The organism is Gimesia fumaroli (assembly GCF_007754425.1).
Classification (GTDB): Bacteria; Planctomycetota; Planctomycetia; order Planctomycetales; family Planctomycetaceae; genus Gimesia; species Gimesia fumaroli.
This window is the reverse complement of sequence record NZ_CP037452.1, coordinates 6,330,520-6,351,018: the sequence shown is the minus strand read 5'-3', so window position 1 is coordinate 6,351,018 and position 20,499 is coordinate 6,330,520. Positions and strand designations below refer to the sequence as shown.

18 protein-coding genes are annotated in these 20,499 nt (G+C 48.5%); 14 read left to right on the top strand and 4 right to left on the bottom strand.

Annotation, left to right across the window (positions count from 1 at the left end):
* The first annotated feature begins 491 nt into the window (after nt 1-491).
* Nucleotides 492-980, top strand: coding sequence for a hypothetical protein (locus Enr17x_RS24125; protein ID WP_145312232.1), 489 nt, complete (start codon nt 492-494; stop codon nt 978-980).
* A gap of 157 nt (nt 981-1,137) precedes the next feature.
* Here the strand turns inward: Enr17x_RS24125 and Enr17x_RS24120 are convergent, their stop codons facing one another.
* On the bottom strand, nt 1,138-1,488 hold the full coding sequence (locus Enr17x_RS24120; RefSeq protein WP_145312231.1) for a hypothetical protein: 351 nt from the start codon (nt 1,486-1,488) through the stop codon (nt 1,138-1,140).
* A 207-nt stretch (nt 1,489-1,695) separates the two neighbouring features.
* Nucleotides 1,696-3,102: an HD domain-containing protein gene (locus Enr17x_RS24115; protein ID WP_145312230.1), complete on the bottom strand. Its 1,407-nt coding sequence runs from the start codon at nt 3,100-3,102 to the stop codon at nt 1,696-1,698.
* 176 nt (nt 3,103-3,278) lie between these two features.
* Between Enr17x_RS24115 and Enr17x_RS24110 the strand changes: the two genes are divergently transcribed.
* Together Enr17x_RS24110 and Enr17x_RS24105 are read left to right on the top strand one after the other, a co-directional pair.
* A complete protein-coding gene (locus Enr17x_RS24110) occupies nt 3,279-5,012 on the top strand; it encodes a TrkH family potassium uptake protein (protein ID WP_198000766.1) in 1,734 nt (577 codons plus the stop codon).
* Between the two features lie 70 nt (nt 5,013-5,082).
* Entirely contained in the window at nt 5,083-5,772 is a 690-nt protein-coding gene (locus tag Enr17x_RS24105) for a potassium channel family protein (protein ID WP_145312228.1), read from the top strand.
* 43 nt (nt 5,773-5,815) lie between these two features.
* Here the strand turns inward: Enr17x_RS24105 and glpK are convergent, their stop codons facing one another.
* Nucleotides 5,816-7,303 (bottom strand): glycerol kinase GlpK, encoded by a 1,488-nt coding sequence (gene glpK, locus Enr17x_RS24100; RefSeq protein WP_145312227.1) that lies wholly within the window; start codon nt 7,301-7,303, stop codon nt 5,816-5,818.
* Between the two features lie 248 nt (nt 7,304-7,551).
* Complete coding sequence (locus tag Enr17x_RS24095) at nt 7,552-8,931, bottom strand: ammonium transporter (RefSeq protein ID WP_145312226.1); 1,380 nt, start codon at nt 8,929-8,931, stop codon at nt 7,552-7,554.
* A gap of 727 nt (nt 8,932-9,658) precedes the next feature.
* Between Enr17x_RS24095 and groL (Enr17x_RS24090) the strand changes: the two genes are divergently transcribed.
* The 11 genes from groL (Enr17x_RS24090) (at nt 9,659) to Enr17x_RS24040 (ending at nt 20,488) form a co-directional block, all read left to right on the top strand.
* Nucleotides 9,659-11,368 (top strand): chaperonin GroEL, encoded by a 1,710-nt coding sequence (gene groL, locus Enr17x_RS24090; protein ID WP_145312225.1) that lies wholly within the window; start codon nt 9,659-9,661, stop codon nt 11,366-11,368.
* Nucleotides 11,369-11,510: 142 nt separating this feature from the next.
* Entirely contained in the window at nt 11,511-11,801 is a 291-nt protein-coding gene (locus Enr17x_RS24085) for a co-chaperone GroES (RefSeq protein WP_145312224.1), read from the top strand.
* Between the two features lie 162 nt (nt 11,802-11,963).
* Entirely contained in the window at nt 11,964-13,583 is a 1,620-nt protein-coding gene (gene groL / locus Enr17x_RS24080) for a chaperonin GroEL (RefSeq protein WP_145312223.1), read from the top strand.
* A gap of 176 nt (nt 13,584-13,759) precedes the next feature.
* The gene (dnaJ, locus tag Enr17x_RS24075; protein WP_145312222.1) at nt 13,760-14,896 is read left to right on the top strand and encodes a molecular chaperone DnaJ; all 1,137 of its coding nucleotides are present in this window, start codon (nt 13,760-13,762) and stop codon (nt 14,894-14,896) included.
* Between the two features lie 77 nt (nt 14,897-14,973).
* Nucleotides 14,974-15,531, top strand: coding sequence for a nucleotide exchange factor GrpE (gene grpE, locus Enr17x_RS24070; RefSeq protein ID WP_232100838.1), 558 nt, complete (start codon nt 14,974-14,976; stop codon nt 15,529-15,531).
* 37 nt (nt 15,532-15,568) lie between these two features.
* On the top strand, nt 15,569-15,865 hold the full coding sequence (locus tag Enr17x_RS24065; RefSeq protein ID WP_145312221.1) for an FmdB family zinc ribbon protein: 297 nt from the start codon (nt 15,569-15,571) through the stop codon (nt 15,863-15,865).
* Between the two features lie 84 nt (nt 15,866-15,949).
* Nucleotides 15,950-16,156 carry a DNA gyrase inhibitor YacG gene (locus Enr17x_RS24060; protein ID WP_145312220.1) on the top strand — a complete coding sequence of 69 codons (207 nt, stop codon included), beginning with the start codon at nt 15,950-15,952 and terminating at the stop codon, nt 16,154-16,156.
* Nucleotides 16,143-17,234 carry a DMT family transporter gene (locus Enr17x_RS24055; protein WP_198000765.1) on the top strand — a complete coding sequence of 364 codons (1,092 nt, stop codon included), beginning with the start codon at nt 16,143-16,145 and terminating at the stop codon, nt 17,232-17,234. Before Enr17x_RS24060 ends, Enr17x_RS24055 begins: the two co-directional genes overlap by 14 nt.
* On the top strand, nt 17,227-17,859 hold the full coding sequence (locus tag Enr17x_RS24050; RefSeq protein WP_145312218.1) for a gamma carbonic anhydrase family protein: 633 nt from the start codon (nt 17,227-17,229) through the stop codon (nt 17,857-17,859). The genes Enr17x_RS24055 and Enr17x_RS24050 overlap by 8 nt, the downstream gene beginning before the upstream one ends.
* Before the next feature lie 225 nt (nt 17,860-18,084).
* Nucleotides 18,085-19,416, top strand: a complete 1,332-nt coding sequence (locus Enr17x_RS24045) for a Gfo/Idh/MocA family oxidoreductase (RefSeq protein WP_145312217.1) — start codon at nt 18,085-18,087, stop codon at nt 19,414-19,416.
* A 343-nt stretch (nt 19,417-19,759) separates the two neighbouring features.
* The gene (locus tag Enr17x_RS24040; protein WP_145312216.1) at nt 19,760-20,488 is read left to right on the top strand and encodes an EF-hand domain-containing protein; all 729 of its coding nucleotides are present in this window, start codon (nt 19,760-19,762) and stop codon (nt 20,486-20,488) included.
* Nucleotides 20,489-20,499: the final 11 nt, after the last annotated feature.

The window sequence follows — 20,499 nt, the reverse complement described above, 5'->3', positions numbered from 1 at the left end:
TTGGGAAGGACTTTTATTGAATCAACTTGGTTTTACCCCCCAGGTTGAACTCTTGCAAGGAATTTGGCTGAAAGTCGCTTTTGAATCGGGAAACGTGGCTGAGAGGGCTTAAACCACCCCAATTTACATCTATTTTTCGAGTATTCCAATTGAATTTGAGCCTTCAATAGAAACAGATGCTTTGAATCTGATCGAATGCTACGGAATTTCAGATTGAATCCAGTACGAAAATGGGTCTGCCAGCAACACTTCAGGAAATAGAGGATTTTTAGAGAAACTTCATTTTTCGTATTCTCTTTACTTTGACAACGTAATTCGTTCTGGTATTGTAATCAGCGTATTTACTGTAACCGGTAAATCTTACCAAGATAGAAAAACAGACCTGTTTTCCCTAAGTGCGTAGACTTAGGGACATCGTTGGGGAATGAACTAGTGACTTGTTCTTCAACGGTAGTGGAACCACTTTATTTAAAGAATCTGAGGAGTACACCATGATTCGAAAAGCTGTCACACTCTCAATGATTGCTGCACTGACTTTGATCTCTGCATCTTTCAGTGTCTCTGACACAGAAGCCGGTTTGCTGAACCGTTGCTGCAAACCAGAACGCGTACGTTGCTGCAAGCCAAAGCGTGAACGTTGCTGCAAACCAGTTCGCGTTCGCTGCTGCAAGCCAGAAAAAGTTCGTTGCTGCAAGCCAGTCAAAGTTCGCTGCTGCAAGCCAGAACGTCGTGTTCGTTGTTGCAAACCAGTTCGCGTACGTTGCTGCAAGCCAGCTCCCGTATGCTGCCCCGCTCCAGCACCAAAGTGCTGTGCACCAGCTCCCAAATGCTGTGCACCAGCTCCTAAGTGCTGCCCCGCTTCTCCTTGCTCAAGCTGCGGATCAGCACCAGCTGAAGCTAAGCCAGCTGCTCCTAAGAAAGTAGAAGAAGCACCAGCTCCTCCAAAGAAAGCTCCCGCACCAGCTCCTAAAAAAGCATAGTGTACTGAGCTGATTCTGGCAGATCACACTATCGAGTATGACTGTCAGGAGCTAGATCTGATAAATTGAAACGGCCCATTGCTTTGTGCAATCGGGCCGTTTATTTTTTATCGATCGTATGGGTTATAACTGTTTTACGCTCTACCGGGCGGACAGTTCAAGCAGATTTCGAATAGGAATACTCCGATTCAGACTGCTCGGATGCACTTTGTTGCTGCAGCATCTTCTGCAGTTTGGGAAGCATCTTTTGTCCCGCTCGAGTGACTTTATAAAATACACCAGAATCCCGGCTGGAAATCTGAAATTTTAACAAGTCAAACGCGATCAATTTACCGTGAATTCGAGGGAGGTGTTCCAAGGCAACACCTTCTACCTCATTCTGGCGAATAATCCATCCGTCAAACTCGGGATCCTGCTTTTTCGTCTGGAGCTGTTGTTGACTGTAATGGTTCAACACGAGGCACCATTCAGGGTTTTCTATCATCTGTTCTAATTCAAAGTCGATCATGGTTTTCTTATCGACTCTGCCGGAAAATCAGTCGCATTGATTTTTCGTTGCCGACACGACCGATACAACAGGACTATCGTCTTATCTGATTCGTGATAAAACCGGGTAAAACGACTCAAGAACAGAGAGACTAACGCCGCTGTGACAAGGTAAAACTTGCCATATTTTTGTTCATTGCCTGGTGATCTTTCAACCAGGAATTGCGTATTACATATTTGTTTTTGAATCCGAAACTTCACCCAATGCTGCGTTCAAAGCATTGGTCATTTCTGAATCATGCAGGTGATCTCGAGTGTAGATTCGGAAAATCAAAAAGCTGACAGGAAGTGCACGAAACAATTCATCATCACTGAGTTCCTGTGATTTTCCCGTACCCGGGTCTAGAAAGAAATTCTGACCTCCAGCCGGGAGCCTGCCACTGGGCCGATGATAGTGCCGGGCCACATCAATCCGAAGAGGAATCTGCTTTAACTCAGCAGGCAGCTTGGCGCGCACTCTTTTTTCCACCAGATCCGGCTCAGAAAAAATGGAGGTATGAACGGCAGATCCTGAATGAAAGTTAATTGAGCGTTCGCAAGCCATTTTCCATTCCACATTCCGCGAAAGGAGTCCCTCCCAGCGTTTCGCCAGTTCCTGAACTTCTGGATTCTCGTTTTTATGAAACCGTCCCACATCAACCAGGAATGAGGATTCGGTAAAACCCTGATAGTCATCCAGGTGGTCCAGCGGATTCCCGTGAAACAGATGCTGCATTGTTTCTGCAAAGATCTCTTCGAGTGCCAGGTCGAGCGCGCGAACGGTGCGATGATAATATATCGTGCGAAATAAATTGGCCCGTGTTTCAATAAAATTGACTAAAGCCGGCAGCCCTCGCCCATGAATCGTTAATCCTTCTGATGTAAAAAAGCTGTAATGTATCAGGCGGGATACATCGACGGCCCGGGTGTTGTACCCCGACATATAGGCATCGCGTAGTACAAAATCCATATTATCGACGGTGTAGATTCCGCTAAACATGGCTCGCAATTTACAAAGCCAGTCAGGATTGCCTTCTTCGCTCTCTGAGCCATTTGCAGGGCGACGAATCAGCCAGCCAATCTGTTTGGGGTCCAACTCTTCCAGAGGATTCAAGTGCCCATTGGGGTTTCGACGAATTCCCCGAATCGAATCACCCAGTTCGTGTTCAATGATGTGGGAGCCAAGATCCTCATGAGTCAGGTCGTACTGCGCTAAATAGTGGTCATCAAAAAAGTGCCCGAATGGCCCGTGGCCGACATCATGTAACAAGGCTGCCAGTCTCACCAGGCTTTCCACATAAGGCAGTGAAGGTACATTCCTGCAGGCACTGTTCAGAGAGTCATACCAGGCATTGATGGAAACAGACGCTAAATGCATTGCCCCCAGAACATGCTGAAACCGCATATGCTCAGCCGACGGAAAGACCCACCATGCTGTTTGCAGCTGGTGAATGTGTCTTAATCTCTGTACCCAGGGGTGATCGATAATCTCCTGCTCGGAAACTTCATCGTCCGGAATTCCCGTTTTTGACGTAAAGGGGATATATCCGTGAATCGGATCGTGGGTCAAACTTTCGGAAATAAAATCGCGTACCATTTTCTCACTGCATCAATTGCACTATAGTGCTGTTAAAGTCTGGACAGGTTTTCATAAATTCAAATTTTGTTACAGCTTTAATCCATATGACGTTGTCACACCTTCCAAGCCGATTGCAGTATCAAACGCACCATCCTCGGCGGAGTCGAACACTTCGACGCCTGGAGATCATTGCGTTGATTATCAGCCTGGTGGCCACTGTCATTCTACATGGCCTGCTGAAGATTACCACCATCGTCCATTGGGAATTGGGCTGCACCATTGTGATCGCAATGGTCTATTTCACATTGAGCCTGACGATTCGCTATATCTGGCATCTCTCCCGAAAAGAATTTATTAAGAAATACCTGGCGTATATTTTTATCTCCGGCCTGTGGCTTCTTTCATCCATAGCCATTCTGATTTTTCACGACTTATTTCCCGGTGATGCCCCCGGGCGACTGGAATTGGTCCTGGGCGTTTCAGAACTTTGTGTGATTCTACGCAGTCTGTATGAAACGATTCTATTAATTCGGCGTGTTTCTTCGCGCGGTTGGAACCCGGCTTTGATCGTGGTGGCATCCTTTCTAATCCTGATTAGCATCGGAACTATCCTGCTGATGTTTCCCACGGCCCGTGTACAGGATCCGACTGATAATGCGACTGAAGCGGCCCCTTTTCTCGTTGCGTTATTTACATCTACCAGCGCCAGTTGCGTCACGGGACTGATCGTGGTTCCCACCGGAACCTATTGGAGTAGAACCGGCCAGACGATCATTATGATTCTGTTTCAGATTGGTGGCTTGGGAATATTAACATTTGGTGCTTTTTTCGCTGCGGCATTTGGACGAACCATGCAGATTCGTGAGAGTGTCACATTCAGCGAGATGCTGGAATCGCATCAGCGAGGAGATGTCAGGCGGTTACTCCTGGCTATTCTGGGGATCACCATTTTTACTGAGCTCACGGGGGCAATTTTTCTGACAGGACTCTGGCCTGAACTTCCCTGGCAAGAGCGACTCTACTACAGCCTGTTCCATTCGGTCAGTGGATATTGCAATGCCGGCTTCAGTCTGATGGATGATAATCTGCTCAACATGGGACACCACTGGCAGGTGTGGGGAGTTATGCCTGCCTTGATCATCGTTGGAGGGCTCGGGTTTGCCGTGAATTATAATTATTTGATTTATGGCATCACTCATTTCTCGAATTTCTCGATACGCAAACCATTATTTAATCACCCCACCCAAAAAGTCAGACTGACTGTCTCATCGCGTCTTGTGACTCTGACCACGCTTTTTCTGCTGGTTGGAGGCACACTTGGAATCTATCTACTCGAGTCTATTCATCAGCAAAAAGAGGTTTCGGCGTGGGAACAGCTTAATTCAGCATGGTTCCAATCAGTCACTTTCAGAACCGCGGGGTTTAACACCGTTGATTTAGGAGACTATCAGCCACACACCAAACTGTTTGCAGTTCTCATGATGTTTATCGGAGCCTCTCCCGGTTCAACAGGTGGTGGGGTGAAAACAGTCGTGTGTGCGCTTGCCGTACTCTCGGTCTGGTCACTTCTCAAGGGACGAGATCGGGTTGAAATCATGGGGCGCACGATTCCCAACACTTTAATCAACCGTTCTCTGACCATTATTTCGCTTGGAATTCTGGTCCTGATGACATCGACACTACTTGTGGTTATGTTTGAAAACAGGCAGGACATCTTCCTGGATCACTTGTTTGAAACTACGAGCGCCTTTGCTACCGTCGGTGTTTCTACCGGAATTACCGCAGATTTATCCCCCCCTTCTCATTGGGTGATCATCCTGACGATGTTTATTGGAAGAGTGGGGCCACTGACTGCCCTGATTGCGCTGACGAACCGTGGGCCGTCATACAGGTACAGTTACCCGGAAGAAAGCGTGACCCTGGGTTAGCAGATGATTTAATGAAGCGCGAATTTATTTAGATGACTGACATTTTATTTTGTGCGGGAGATTTCATCCAGTGATAAAAGTAGCGGTAATCGGGTTAGGACGCTTTGGGATAGAACTGGCTAAACGACTGGGAAACAGTGGAGTCGAAGTGATAGCGATTGACCACTCAGACAAACTGGTTAACGAAGTCAAGGACGATGTCGCAATCGCAGTACGTCTGAATGCGACAGATGAACTAGCCTTAAAGAGCCAGGAAGTTGATAAGGTCGATGCCTGTGTGATCTCGATTGGCGAAAATTTTGAATCAGCATTGCTCATCACAGTCATCGTCAAAAAAATGGGCGTCCCAAAAATTATCTGTCGTGCGCAATCAGAATTCCATGCCGAAATTTTTACTCAAATCGGTGCGACGGAAGTCATTCAGCCTGAAGTCCAGGCGGGTGCCCATTTGGCACGTTTACTGGCAAATCCACATCTGGAAGATTACCTGCAGGTGGGCGATGGATATACAATGATTGAATTGTTAACCCCCAACCAGTTTGTGGGTAAAAACCTGACTGAATTGTCTCTACGCTCTAAATACTCAGTCAACGTTGTCGCAGTCCGCAAGCGAAATTCGGAAGAGGTCGAGAAAAAAACCGGCAAAATCTACACCACGGACTGTGTGCCCCACCCTGATTATCAGATTCAGGAATCAGACATTCTTTTAATCATCGGAACCGATCAAAACCTGGCGCGGCTCCCGACCAGCAACACTTAACCAGTTTTAAGATCAATTTTGTGCCCGTACAGCAAGGACAGCTCTAAGACCAGTCCACGGCGCGACCGACGGCTTTCTTCCAGCGTTGATACAAATGGTCGCGTTTTGTCGAATCCATGGCTGGATGAAAATCGGCATCGAGGGCCCAGTTCTTTGTGACTTCATCCTGATTCTGCCAGAACCCCACAGCCAGACCCGCCAGATAGGCAGCCCCCAATGCCGTTGTTTCATGCACAACCGGTCGTTGAACGGGAACGTCCAGAATGTCCGATTGGAACTGCATGAGCAGATTATTCGCCGCGGCACCGCCATCGACCTTGAGCGTTTTCAGTTTGATTTTTGAGTCCTGTTCCATCGCATGCAAGACGTCACAGCTTTGATAGGCCAATGATTCCAAGACTGCCCGCGCAACATGCTCCTTCGAAGAGCCACGTGTTAGACCAATCAAAGTACCTCGTGCATTCTGGTTCCAGTAAGGCGCTCCCAGACCGACAAAAGCAGGCACGAAGAAAACATCGCCTGAATCCTCAACTTGTGACGCCAGTCCTTCGATTTCTTCTGCCGACTTGATTATCTGCAAGCCGTCACGCAGCCACTGTATGGCGGCTCCCGCAATGAAGACCGATCCTTCCAGACAATAGGTGACCTTCCCATTAATGCTCCAGCCGATGGTTGTGAGCAGCCCTGTCTCCGAAGGTACAGGTTGCGAGCCGGTATTCATCAACATGAAACAGCCGGTTCCATAGGTGTTTTTGGCAGCCCCCTGCTCAAAGCAACCCTGGCCGAACGTTGCAGCCTGCTGGTCACCAGCAATACCGGCTATTTTGATCGGCTCTCCAAACAGATCAGGCGTCGTCTCACCATAGACTTCACTGGAGTCTTTGACTTCGGGCAGCATGCATCGCGGAATATTGAATATTTTCAGCAGTTCCTCATCCCACTCATGCGTGTGAATATTATAGAGCAATGTGCGGCAGGCATTGCTGGGATCGGTGACATGCACTTTCCCCCCTGTTAGACGCCAGATCAAAAAAGTATCGATCGTTCCAAATAAGATCTTGCCAGCATTGGCCTGCTCTCTCAATCCTTCAATCTCATTTAATAAATACTCAATCTTGGTGCCGGAGAAGTATGCATCGAGCACCAGACCCGTTTTTTCGCGGAATAGTTTTTCATACCCTTCTGCTTTCAGTTGATCACAACGTTCTGCTGTCAGTCGGCTCTGCCAGACGATCGCGTTCGAAACCGCTTTTCCCGTTTCACGATCCCAGAGCACAATGGTTTCCCGCTGGTTGGTAATCCCAATTGCGGCAATCTCTTCGGGCGTTGCACCTGATTGCTGGATCACGGTTTGCGCCGTTGCCAGTTGTGAATTCCAAATCGCCTCAGGATTATGCTCTACGAGCCCTGGCGAAGGAAAAATCTGCTCGAATTCCTGTTGTGCAGTTGCTTCAATTTGACCTTGATGATTAAACAAAATGGATCGGCTGGATGTCGTTCCCTGATCAAGGGCCAAAACATATTTTGCCATCGAAATTCTCCTTGAGTTAATTGAAGGCTCTTCCGGGTCGCGTTCTCTGTTGATTTAATATTTACAGTACGCAAGCTGAGCCAGGTTCTCAAGGAATTCCGGATATTTCTTTGTTCACAACAACTTCAAACTCTCTGCGCATAAAAAAACTGATGGCAAGTGAAGTCGTTTCACAAGCCATCAGTCAGTCACACTAACGGTACCTCCTGCAAAGCACCAGTGTCTTCAAACAGGTCTTAGAGCCTGGCTTAGTGATAAGCCTGCATTCCGTGCTCTGACAAGTCTAAGCCCTTCATTTCGTCTTCTTCAGATACGCGAAGCTGTCCGATCATCTTCAGGAAGAAGAACAGAGCAAACATTGTGACAAACGCGTAAACAGGAATCACAACAGATCCCAGGATCTGCACACCAAGGTCGTAATCTCCAAAGATGCCAGTGGCAATTCCGCCCCAGACTCCACAGAGTCCGTGTACCGGGAAAGCACCAACAGGATCGTCGATTTTGAGTTTTTCCAAAGCCAGGATACCAAAGACGACCAACAAGCCCGCGATACCACCAATGATGATCGCTTCGATGTTCGTCACGCTGTCACAGTTGGCAGTAATGCCAACGAGACCAGCAAGCACGCCGTTTAAGGCCATTGAAATATCTGGTTTACCGTACATGATCCAACCCAGGATCATTGCGGCGACACCACCGGTGGCAGCTGCCAGGGTCGTATTGGTTGCGATTAACATCACAGCATTCGTGTTATCTGTACCACCGAAAGCCAACTGGCTACCAGGGTTAAATCCGTACCAGCCTACCCAGAGGATAAATACACCCAATGTGGCTTGTGCAATATTATGACCTGGAATCGGAGCAGATTTGCCATCTTTGAAGCGTCCAATTCGGGGTCCCAGAACCAGGGCACCAGCCAAGCCAGCAAATCCGCCGACAGCATGTACTACAATGGAACCAGCGAAATCGTAGAAGCCTTTGGCATCCAACCAGCCACCGCCCCATTTCCAGTAACCGCTGATCGGGTAAATGATCCCTGTCAGGATAATACTGTAGATCAGGTATGAGCTGAATTTCAAACGACCAGCGACTGCTCCGGAAACAATTGTGGCAGCTGTTGCGGCAAAGGCGACTTGGAACAAAAAGTCAACCTGAGGATGTAAAACGCCTGGACCAGGATCTCCTGCCTCGCCGATCCCAAACTGGGCAAAACCAAAGTACCCGTTTCCACTATCGCCCGGGTACATCAGTCCGTACCCAATGGCATAATAGACTAAAACGCCGACACAGACATCCATTAAGTTCTTAAAGAGAATGTTGATTGTATTTTTGGAAGAGTTAAATCCGGACTCGACCATCGCAAATCCAGATTGCATGAAGAGCACCAGAACCGCACACAGAAATAACATGCTGTTATCCAGAGCATAATAGAGCTCAGGTAATGTTAGCGGTGCTGCCTCTTCAGCAGGTGCTTCCGCTTCCCCTTCTGCCGGGGCCGCTGTTTCTGTTGATTCTGCTGCGGGTTTTTCTGTCGGTTCAGCTTCGTCAAACGCCAAAACCGGCTGTGAGAACGCTAAAACTACGACAAGGCTAGCCGTTAAGCCCGTGAGCGCATGTTTCCAATTCATTTTGTCGCAAACCTTTCCCGGAATACTCATCAGATGCTGTTTCGTTTGTTGTTTCAGTTAATCAAATAATCTGAATGAGACCCCTAATTACCAATCAATAATTTGAGCACTTTTCTGGTAATCAGGCATAAAGCAAACAGTGTGCCTCAATGCGATTTAGGAAATGAGCAAACGGCATTATGTCACTAAAAATATGGGACTTATGTCATCTCATAATAAATTAATATTTCCTGAAACCCACTCGAGTGCTGGTTTTGGATGCAGGATGATTAGGCAGCCCTCTATCCAGGTGCCTTCGAAATAGGCATTGTGAATTCAATTTGAATTTCGATCATTTTCCAATCCGGAGTCAGGAAGTGAAGCTCCTGTCTATGGCCGCACAGAGAGTCAGATTTAAATTTGACTCTGACAGATTTTCCCAGATGACTTACAAAGGCAGAGAATGCTGCCAAGTTGGCAGTCACTGAAGAGTGTCAGATTACCAGTGTTTCCATAAATCATAACATAACAGCATCTTACGGATCATGATTCCGATTGGCATGCTGATTGCATTTAGAGCATGGCGTGGACAGGGTCCAAGCTGGATCCTGCCAACTTTGTTGTATACACCTAACATACTCACACGCCGATCCCCATTGGATTCGCAGGAAGAAACATTATTCCGTGTGAGAGATCATCGTGGTCATGGGCAAAATTATTGGCCATTATTGCTGGTTGAGGAGAGACTGTGGCAAAACTTTTAAGCTTTGACGAAGAGGCCAGGAAGAGTTTATTGGCAGGAGTCGCCAAATTGTCGCGTGCAGTAAGCAGTACGCTTGGGCCGCGAGGGCGAAACGCTGTCTTGGACAAAGGCTGGGGAACCCCAAAGGTAACTAAAGACGGTGTCACCGTAGCAGAAGACATCGAATTGGAAGACCCATTTGAAAATATGGGAGTCCAGTTAGTAAAAGAGGCTGCTTCCAAAACGAATGACGTCGCCGGTGACGGAACCACAACGGCAACCGTTCTGGCAGAAGCGATCTTTCGAGAAGGTCTGAAATACATCGCTTCAGGTGCTGACCCAATGGCTTTGAGCCGTGGCGTTCAAAAAGCCGTTGAGGCAGTTGTGGAGCAGATTGGGAAAATCTCCAAGGAAGTAAAAGGAAAAGACAAAAAGGCAATTGAAACCGTTGCCACCATCGCTGGAAACAATGATCCGGAAATCGGCAAGATTCTGGCTGATGCTTTGCTTAAAGTCGGAGCAGATGGTGTCATCACTGTAGAAGAAGGACGAGGCGTTTCAACAGAAGTAGATCTGGTCGAGGGAATGCAATTCGAACGCGGATTCCTTTCTCCTCACTTCGTAACAGACGAAGACAATCAGACCTGCGATCTGGAACGGGCTCGTATCCTGATTTGCGAAGAAAAAATCAGCTCCGCACAAGCACTGGTGCCTTTGCTGGAACAGGTTTCCAAAGATGGTGCTCCGCTGCTGATTATTGCTGAAGACATCGAAGGCGAAGCACTGGCGACTCTGGTTGTCAACAAATTGCGAGGGATTCTCAAAGTCTGTGCTGTGAAAGCTCCCGGTTATGGAGATCGCCGTAAAGCAATGCTCGAAGACATTGCCGTACTGACCGGCGGAAAAGCCATTTTCAAAGACTTGGGAATCAAACTGGAAGCAGTTGAATTAAAAGACCTGGGGCAGGCCAAAAAACTTCATATCAGTGCCGATAATACGACGATTGTCAGTGGTTCTGGAAGTAAGGCGGCAGTGACTGGTCGTGCCGATCAGATTCGTGCAGAAATCGAAGTCACTGACAGCGAATACGATCGTGAAAAACTGCAGGAGCGTCTGGCAAAGCTCGCCGGTGGTGTTGCACAGATTAACGTCGGTGCCGCGACTGAAACAGAAATGAAGGAACGCAAAGACCTGATCGATGATGCACTCGCCGCAACGCGTGCTGCCATCGAAGAAGGAATTGTGCCCGGCGGTGGAATTGCTTTACTCCGATGTAGCAAAACACTTGACAGCCTTAAACTGACTGGCGATCAGGCACTGGGTGTTGCACTCATTCAGAGAGTTCTGGAAATGCCTCTGCGGGCAATTGCAGAAAACGCCGGCCAGGATGGTTCCGTTGTTGCTAATCGTGTCAAAAAAGAAAAAAGCAACTCCTACGGTTATGACGCTTTGAATGATCGTTACGGCGATATGTTCGATTTTGGCGTTGTCGATCCTGCTAAGGTGGTTCGTTCTACTCTGCAGAACGGAGCGAGTGTTGCCTCTCTGCTGATGACAACCGATTCCATTGTTGTCGAAGAACCGAAGGAAGAAGAAGACGATCACCACCATGACGACCATCACGACATGGGTGGCATGGGCGGAATGGGTGGCATGCCTGGGATGGGCGGTGGAATGCCCGGCATGGGCGGTATGCCTGGCATGGGAGGCTTCTAGTCTCGCTTGCAGTCTTTTAACGAGGAGCACCGCGAATCCTTGCTGGCTCCTCTGTTAAAAAAATCAATATATTTTCATCCGGGAACTGCTCCCGGGTTCACAAATACAACCAGACTAATTGGAATAATTGGGAGTTAACATAATGGAACTGAATCCTCTTGATGACCGTATCGTGATTGAACCCAATGTCGCTGAAGAAACAACTGCTGGCGGCATCGTTCTTCCTGACACTGCTCAGGAAAAGCCGCAGAGTGGCACTGTCATTGCTGTTGGACCGGGACGGCTCCTGGAAAGCGGCGAACGATGCCCGGTTGCTGTTGAAGTCGGTGATGAAGTTCTCTACGGCAAATATGGCGGAACGGACATTGAAGTCAGTGGTAAAGAGGTCAAGATTTTACGCGAGAGCGATATCCTTGCCAAAATCATCAAATAGAGAACGTACTTTTATCGGAACACCAGACAGGAAATTGAATCGCTGACCGCCTTTCAATTTCGAACTGCCTTGGGAATCTAATTCAAACCACAAAATCACGCAGGGGAGAACGGAGTAATCCGATCAAATGTTCGTTCCTGTTAAACAGAGGAGTTTATAAGCGTGGCAAAGCAACTATTGTTTGAAGATCGCGCACGTGCCAAGCTGCAAAAAGGCGTGCAAACTATTAGCGACGCTGTAGCCATCACAATGGGTCCCACAGGACGCAACGTGATCATCGATAAAAACTTTGGAAACCCACTGGTGACCAAAGACGGTGTTACAGTCAGTAAGGAAGTCGAACTTGAGGATCCCTTCGAAAACATGGGGGCCAAACTGGTCAACGAAGTTGCCTCCAAAACCAGTGATGTTGCTGGCGATGGAACAACAACCGCTACCGTATTAGCGCGTTCGATCTACCAGGAAGGCTTGCGAGGATTATCTTTGGGTGCTAACCCGATGATTGTTCGCCGCGGAATTGACAAAGCTGTTGAAGCTGCGGTTGCTGCAATCGAAGAACTGGCAAAACCAGTCACTGAAAAATCGGAAATTGCTCAAGTCGGTGCGATCTCTGCAAACAATGACTCTGTCATTGGAGATCTGATTGCCGATGCTGTCGAAAAAGTTGGCCGTGATGGTGTAATTACTGTTGAAGAAGGCAAGGGAAATGAAACAACCCTTTCTTTTGCTGACGGTATGCAATTCGACAAAGGCTATATTTCACCTTACTTTGTCACAGACACGGAAGGCATGAAGTGCATTCTTGAAGATTGCTACATCCTGATTCACGAATCAAAGATTGCCGCTCTGCGAGATCTGGTTCCTCTGCTCGAAAAAGTTTCTCAGACCGGCAAACCGCTGCTGATCATCGCTGAAGACGTTGAAGGCGAACCTTTGACTGCTCTGGTTGTGAATAAACTGCGTGGCGTACTCAACATTGCAGCCGTCAAAGCACCAGGTTTTGGTGATCGTCGTAAAGCAATGTTGGCAGATATAGCCGTGCTGACCGGTGGAACTGTCATTTCAGAAGATCTGGGCATCAAGCTCGAATCAGTCGAATTGAGCCAGCTCGGTCAGGCCAAGCAGATTGAAATCACCAAAGACTCCTGCACGCTGATTGAAGGTGCTGGTGAAACGGAAGCCCTACAGGCACGCGTTGCTCAGATTCGCGGTCAATTAGCCAAAACCGAGAGCGAATACGATCGCGAAAAATTCCAGGAGCGATTGGCAAAACTGACCGGTGGTGTCGCGATCATCTCTGTCGGCGCTGCAACTGAAGCAGAAATGAAGCAAACCAAAGCTCGTATGGAAGATGCGCTTCACGCAACGCGTGCTGCTGTTGAAGAAGGAATTCTTCCCGGTGGTGGTGTGGCACTTCTGCGATCGATTGAAGCTGTCGAGAAAGTCAAAGGTAAAAACAGCGATGAAAAGATCGGTATCAGTATCGTCGCTCGTGCCTTGGAAGGACCGATTCGCAAAATCGCTGAGAACTGTGGAACGGACGGCGCTGTTGTCGCTGATGAAGTGAAACAGCTTTCCGGTTCGAAGGGCTATAACGCCAATACCGGCGAATATGTCGACATGTTCAAAGCAGGAATTATCGATCCAGCCAAGGTCGTTAAAAACGCCTTGAAAAACGCTGCTTCAATCGCAGGGCTGATGTTAACCACTCAGGTTCTGGTCACTAACAGTGACAGCGCCGAAGGTGGTAAACAGGCTGATGTCGAAGGAAGTGTTCGATAGTTGCTGTCATTTACTGAAATCATAAAACCGGTTTCAGTAGGGACTTTGTGATATCAGACGGGCCGCCGTAAAAATGGTGGCCCGTTTTTTTCAGTTCTAACCGAACTGTGGAAGTCAGAAATCTACCAGAGCGGACTTGGTACATTTCGAAACCTTTAAACAATGAGTTGTGAGATATGGCATCGAAACGCGATTATTATGAAATCCTCGGTGTATCGCGCGAAGTGACCAGCGTTGAAATTAAAAAAGCCTACAAAAAGCTGGCGCTGGCCAATCATCCGGATCGAAACCCCGGGGATGAGGAAGCGGTTAAGCGCTTCAAAGAAGCCGCCGAGGCCTTCGAGGTTCTGAGCGATGAGCAGAAACGCGCTCACTATGATCGCTATGGCCATGCCGATTTTGGCGGCGCTGGTGGCAGCCAGTTCCATGATGTCTCTGATATTTTCAGTGCATTCGGCGATCTGTTCGAAGGTTTTGGGTTCCGAGGCTCCTCGCAGCGAGGCGGAAATCGCCCCCGTCAGGGAGAAAGCCTGCGTACCAATATTCAAATCGATCTTTTGGATGCCGCTTCCGGCTGTGACCGAGAAATCAGTATTACGCGTCAGGAAACCTGCGAAACCTGCCATGGCTCTGGTGCAGAACCGGGGACACAACCAGATGAGTGTGATTACTGTGGAGGAGCGGGTCAGGTCGTTCAGTCACAAGGCTTTTTCCGGGTTCAGACAACATGCCCACGGTGTCGTGGTGCAGGAAAAGTTATTGTTGAAAAATGTTCTGATTGCCGAGGTGAAGGCCGGGTTTCCAGTGAAATTACATTAGACATCAAGGTTCCTCCGGGCATTGATAACGGCATGCAACTCTGTCTTAGAGGTGAGGGCAATCCCGGTTTAAATGGGGGACCACGGGGCGATTTATACGTGGTTGTTGGTGTCGACGAACATCCTCTGTTCCGTCGTCAGGATCAAGAACTAAGCTGTCACGTCCCGATTACTTACACACAAGCAGCGTTAGGTGCCAACATCGAAATTCCGACTCTGGAAGGTCGGCATGATCTGAAAATTCCTTCGGGGACCCAACCAGGTGAAGTCTTTCGCCTGAAAGGCCTGGGTATGCCGAATCCACATGGCGGAGGACGCCGCGGCGACCTGCATGTTGTTGTGCAGATCGATGTGCCTAAGAAAATCTCAGAACGGGAAGAAGAATTACTGCGGGAATTAGCAGAAATTGAACACGCGGAAGTTTCTCAACACCGTAGCCCCAATCGAAATTCGTTTTTTGACAAATTAAAGGAATACTTCACACACGCTGATTAATTTTACTCAGTATGTGGGAGCCTCTTTTGTATTACTCAATATTAGATCTGTTTAAATTAACGTTATAGGTCAGAAGCATGGCAGATATGGAACAGCCTGAAGAAATCCAAAATCAGACTGAAGAAAATTCGGTTGAAGAAAGTGAAGCGGCGCAGGAAATGCCTACAATAGAAGAACAATTGCAGTCCGCAATTTCTGAGCGTGATGAAAACCAGGATCGTTTTCTGCGATCACAGGCAGAGTTGGATAACGCCCGTAAACGGCATCAAAAAGAACTGGCACAGATGCGACAATATGCGGCGGCTCCGTTTATTCAGGATCTGTTACCAGCGCTGGACAATCTGAAACGAGCCGTTGATGCGGCGGAAAGTGCTGATCACGTTGACGAACTCAAACGTGGTGTGGAAATGGTAGCGAAGCAGATTTTGGATGTCTTCGCACAACACCATGTCAAAGCGATTGAAGCCTTAGGACAACCTTTTGATCCAAACCTGCACGAAGCGTTACAGCAGATGCCATCAGACGAGTATCCTCCAATGACCGTCATTCAGGAACTGGAGCAGGGTTTTATCCTGAACAACCGAGTGGTTCGCCCCTCGAAAGTAATCGTTTCCTCCGGTCCTACTGAAAGTTAATTTATTTCTCATTGGCTTATTTTGTGAGAAGAGATCGATGCCAACTTACGATTATGAATGTTCCCAATGCGGCAATAAATGGGAAGAGTTTCAGTCAATTACCGCAAAACCACTCCGAAAATGTCCTGCCTGCGGAAAACTGAAAGCCAAACGCGTCATTGGCGCTGGTGCAGGGATCATCTTTAAGGGATCTGGTTTTTACCAAACTGATTACCGTAGCAGCTCTTATAAAAAAGCAGCAGAAGCGGACAGTAAAGCACAATCTTCCAGTTCCGAATCAAAAAGCAGCACCGATTCGAGCAGCTCGAAAAAGAGCACTTCATCTGATTCCTGATTACCTTTGATATTTCCGTTGGAATGATCTATATAGGAGTTTCAGGCTCTGATATTGCTCCTCTTTTTTTCGTCTGAGGCTCCGATGATCCAACCTCAAACATGTCCCATCTGCCGTAAGGTGGTCACATTTAAAGCCAGTGACGACCAGTCGCCATTCCCATTTTGCAGTAAGAAATGTCGCGACGTCGATTTTTTCCGCTGGTCAGAAGGACGCTATGCGATTGTTGAGGAGTTGGACCCTCGCATTATCGAACTACAGCGTCTGGAACAAGAGGGTGAAGACGATTAAAGAGTCCTCTGATATTCCCTCTGCCTCAACTGAGATAGATCTTACCGAGAACCAGGAAGCCAGCGGGATGTCTCCCGTGCTCAAAGGAACCATTTTCGGGGTTCTTTCTGCAGTCGCATACACGGCCGCCAACATCTCCCTGCGGGAAGCAGCCGTCGATAATAATGCCGACTGGGCAATCTGGATCTCCGCCTTGAAATCAGTCCCTGCGACAATCGTAGGCTGGACACTCGTTGCTTACCGGGGCTCAAAGGGTCTGCCTGCTCTGCCTCCACAACGACTCGTCATTCCCTTGATCCTGACCGGACTACTGATGCAGTTCGGGGGAAATGTAATGTTTCAATGGTCACTGAGCCTGGGCGGGTTGGCGTTTACTGTTCCTGTCTGCTTCGCCACCCTGCTGTTTACCGGGGCCATCCTCGGACGAATCTTTCTGGATGAAGCGATCACCCCGCGGATGTTTGTCTCGATGATTATTCTGACGGCGGCGATTGTCGTACTGAGTTTGGGGGCTCATCAGGCAGAAGAGTCTGTGTTTGAACATATGGAGCACCATACCCGATCGTTTGTCACCGTTGCGATGACAATTTTTGTCGCCTGCGTTGCCGGTTGTGCCTATGGAGGAGGAGGAGTCATGATCCGGGGGACCGTCCGTGGCGAGATGTCTATTTCGGCAAGCCTTGTGTTGATCAGTACTACCGGGCTGGTCTGCTTGACTGGTGTTGCCTTCTATCGACTCGGCTTTCAGATCCTCTGGCAGACAACTCCCTGGCAATATCTGGTAATGCTGGTCGGCGGTATTATGAATGCGATTGCATTTTTCGCCATCGGTGCTTCGATGAAATACCTGACAGTCACACGTGTCAATTTATTAAACGCCTCACAAACTGCGATGGCCGCGTTTGCCGGAGTCTGCTTTTTTGATGAGCAGGTAACGGTCTGGCTGTTAAGCGGGACCGCGTTGACCATTGGCGGACTGTTTCTGATGGAAAAAAAACGTCCTGCCATTCCCAACAACACCCTCACCCAGGCTACTCCCATAAGCCCCGAACAGCAGGAGTGTAGCACGAATGAATAATTCAGACTCTTCTCCGGAATGGCCCGCGGAATCAGATTCGATCCCCACACCTCCCGATCTGCCGTATCCTGAAGTCGACTGTGACTGGAACGCGCTGCACTCGATTCCGGTCATTGATCCGACAGCCTGGGTGACTCCGGATGCCATCGTCACCGGCCGCGTTCGTCTCAAAGCCCGCAGTTCCGTCTGGCACCAATGTGTTTTGCGCGGCGATCTGGAATACATCGAAGTTGGTGAAGAAACCAATGTGCAAGACGGATCGATCCTGCATACTGATTACAAACATCCCTGCATTCTCGGAAATCGAGTCACGTTGGGACACGCAGCCATCGTGCACGGCTCTATTGTGGAAGACGATGCCATGATCGCCATTGGTGCCACTGTGCTCAGCCGCTGTGTTATTGGGAAAGGCGCTTTGATCGCCGCGGGCGCTCTGGTCCGCGAAGGAATTCATGTCCCTCCGAATACGCTCTGGGCCGGCTGTCCCGCCCGACAGATTAAAGTGCTCACAGAACAGCAACAGGAACGCCTTAAGGCGACCTGGCAACATTACGTCAATCTTGGCGCTGCCAGCCTCCAACGGTTTGGACGCGAACACATCGACGCCCTCACTCAATCCGGTTAATCTGAAAATAGCACTTGTTCACAATAATGAGTGCTGTATCTGCCCCAAACGTAGGAGCAGCAGTTCAAACGACTTGCCTTCGAGAACCGTATAACGGACTGAGCTCTCAAGATTTGGACTAAAAAACCTGTGAGTAGTTCCCTTTTTTGCCTCGAAAACGGTCTATTACCTGTGGTATCCTAAGGATTCATTTTTCAATGAAACTAACTAATTCAGGACCCTCAAATGACTAACAAGCAATCTGAGCCTTCCAGCTCAACAACGCGTCGTGATTTTATTAAAACCGGCTCGGCAGCAGTTGCTGCTGCTTCCACCTTGTCCAGTGCCGTTTTTGCGGGAACGCCCCAGACGGCTGCTCTGCAATCCAGCCTGTTTGCTGGCGGAACTGATGTCATTCGCGTAGGTCTGGTCGGTTGTGGGGGACGGGGAACAGGAGCCGCCGCACAAGCACTGGCTGCTGATCCAAATGCCAAACTGGTTGCGATGGGCGATACTTTCTACGACCATCTTGATTCAAGTTTTAAAAATCTGAAAAAGAATCCTGTAGCAGAACAGGTCCAGGTCGACGCCGATCACAAATTCATTGGCTTTGATGCTTATCAGAAAGTAATTGACTGCGTAGATGTGGTTCTGTTAACAACACCTCCTCATTTCCGCCCAATGCAGTTGCGTGCTGCAATCGAAGCAGGCAAACATGTTTTCGCCGAAAAACCCGTCGCCGTTGATGCACCCGGTGTTCGGTCAGTAATGGAAACCTGCAAACTGGCGAAAGAGAAAAATCTCTCAATCGTGTCAGGTCTTTGCTGGCGCTATCACCAAGGCATGCGTGAAACATTCAAACAAATTCACGAAGGTGCCGTCGGTGATGTGATGGCCATTCAGTGTAGCTACAACACCCGTGGCTTATGGATGTTTAAGCGTGAACCAGAATGGAGTGATATGGAATGGCAAATGAGAAACTGGCTGTATTTCACTTGGCTTTCCGGTGATTTCAATACCGAACAACACGTTCACAGTCTGGATAAAATGGCCTGGACGATGAAAGATGAAACTCCCATCTCCTGTAGTGGAACCGGGGGCCGTCAAACACGAACGGGTAAAGAATATGGTCACATTTTCGATCACTTTGCCATTGTTTACGAATACCCCAATGGCGTGAAAGGCTTCAGCCGTTGTCGTCAGCAGGATGGTTGTGCTGTTGATGTTTCGGATCATGTATTTGGAACCAAAGGTCGCGTCGATGTCTTCAAACACCGCATCTATGATCCGAAAGGGGAAAAGACCTGGCAGTTCCGTGAAAAAAGTAAAAATATGTACCAGGTTGAGCATGACGAATTCTTCAACAGTATCCGTTCGGGTAATCCCATCAATAATGGCGATTACATGACCAAGAGCACCATGCTCGCTATCATGGGACGCATGGCTGCCTACACCGGAAAATCGATTACTTGGGACGAAGCGATCAATTCGAAAGAAGATCTGACTCCCGCCAGCTACGAATGGGGCCCGCTTCCCGTTCCACCTGTCGCAATGCCTGGAGTCACTGCGTTTAAATAATTTCATCTTCGATCGAAATATTGATTGTATTTACCTACCCCCCCGCACGCTTTCAGATTTTTCTGGAAGCGTGCTTTTTTGATTCAGACTAGAAAGTCTTGATCGCTCATTTCAGTTCCTGGAATTATTTTGAGAATGGCGAGTTTTTCGAAACATTTTCTCGTCTCTCGGGTTTGATTTTTGTAGATTCAATTGAATCAGCTGCGTTAAAGTTTCAGAAGTTGTCCCCCCCGATCTGATTTGGGGCTCGAAAACAACTTTCAATTGAATAAACGGCCATTGTTGTAAACCCATTGGCTAGAGACATTTAACATTTCAAAACCACATTTCCGGAGACCAACAGATGCGTTTCACACATCTACTTTCTGTCAGCACAGCTCTGCTCGCAATTTGTGCGACAACACTACTTCCTGCACAACCTCCTGAAGGTGGCGATCGACCTGAACGAGGTGATCGGCCTGAAGGGCGTGAGCGTGGCCCTCGCGACGGCGATCGCGGTGAACGAGGCCCTCGAGACGGTGGTCCCCGCAGAGGCGGTCCTGGTGGACCAGGCGGGCGTCCCAACTTCCTGATGATGATGCCGATCATCGTGGTTCTCGATGTCAATAAGGATGGCGAAATCTCCAAAGAGGAAATGGAGAATGCGACTGCGGCTCTTCAAAAACTGGATAAAGACAAAAACGGCAAGTTAACCCAGGAAGAATTGCGTCCTGATTTTGGCGGTTTCGCCCGACGCGACGGTGACCGTCGTGGCCCCGGAGGTTCAGGTGGCCAAGGTGGATTTGGAAGACGAGATGGAGGAAATCGTACTGGTGATTTCGTCTCGCGGATGATGAACAACGACAAAAACAAAGATGGCAAACTTACCAAAGATGAATTGCCCGAGCGGATGCAACCGATGTTTGATCGGATCGACACCAACAAAGATAAAGAAGTCGATAAAGCTGAGTTAACCAAAATGGCAGAACAGTTTAACTCACGCAATCGGTCGCGCGGCGGAGATCGGGGTAATCGTGGTGGACGTCGTCCCGACAGCGATCGTCCCAAGCGTCCTGAACCAGAAGAAAATTAAGACGTTCTTTT

Coding starts and splice junctions, on each gene's coding strand:
- Enr17x_RS24125 (WP_145312232.1), top strand. CDS start 492: ATGATTCGAAAAGCTGTCACACTCTCAATGATTGCTGCACTGACTTTG.
- Enr17x_RS24120 (WP_145312231.1), bottom strand. CDS start 1,488: ATGATCGACTTTGAATTAGAACAGATGATAGAAAACCCTGAATGGTGC.
- Enr17x_RS24115 (WP_145312230.1), bottom strand. CDS start 3,102: ATGGTACGCGATTTTATTTCCGAAAGTTTGACCCACGATCCGATTCAC.
- glpK (WP_145312227.1), bottom strand. CDS start 7,303: ATGGCAAAATATGTTTTGGCCCTTGATCAGGGAACGACATCCAGCCGA.
- Enr17x_RS24095 (WP_145312226.1), bottom strand. CDS start 8,931: ATGAATTGGAAACATGCGCTCACGGGCTTAACGGCTAGCCTTGTCGTA.
- Enr17x_RS24085 (WP_145312224.1), top strand. CDS start 11,511: ATGGAACTGAATCCTCTTGATGACCGTATCGTGATTGAACCCAATGTC.
- dnaJ (WP_145312222.1), top strand. CDS start 13,760: ATGGCATCGAAACGCGATTATTATGAAATCCTCGGTGTATCGCGCGAA.
- grpE (WP_232100838.1), top strand. CDS start 14,974: ATGGCAGATATGGAACAGCCTGAAGAAATCCAAAATCAGACTGAAGAA.
- Enr17x_RS24065 (WP_145312221.1), top strand. CDS start 15,569: ATGCCAACTTACGATTATGAATGTTCCCAATGCGGCAATAAATGGGAA.
- Enr17x_RS24060 (WP_145312220.1), top strand. CDS start 15,950: ATGATCCAACCTCAAACATGTCCCATCTGCCGTAAGGTGGTCACATTT.
- Enr17x_RS24050 (WP_145312218.1), top strand. CDS start 17,227: ATGAATAATTCAGACTCTTCTCCGGAATGGCCCGCGGAATCAGATTCG.
- Enr17x_RS24045 (WP_145312217.1), top strand. CDS start 18,085: ATGACTAACAAGCAATCTGAGCCTTCCAGCTCAACAACGCGTCGTGAT.
- Enr17x_RS24040 (WP_145312216.1), top strand. CDS start 19,760: ATGCGTTTCACACATCTACTTTCTGTCAGCACAGCTCTGCTCGCAATT.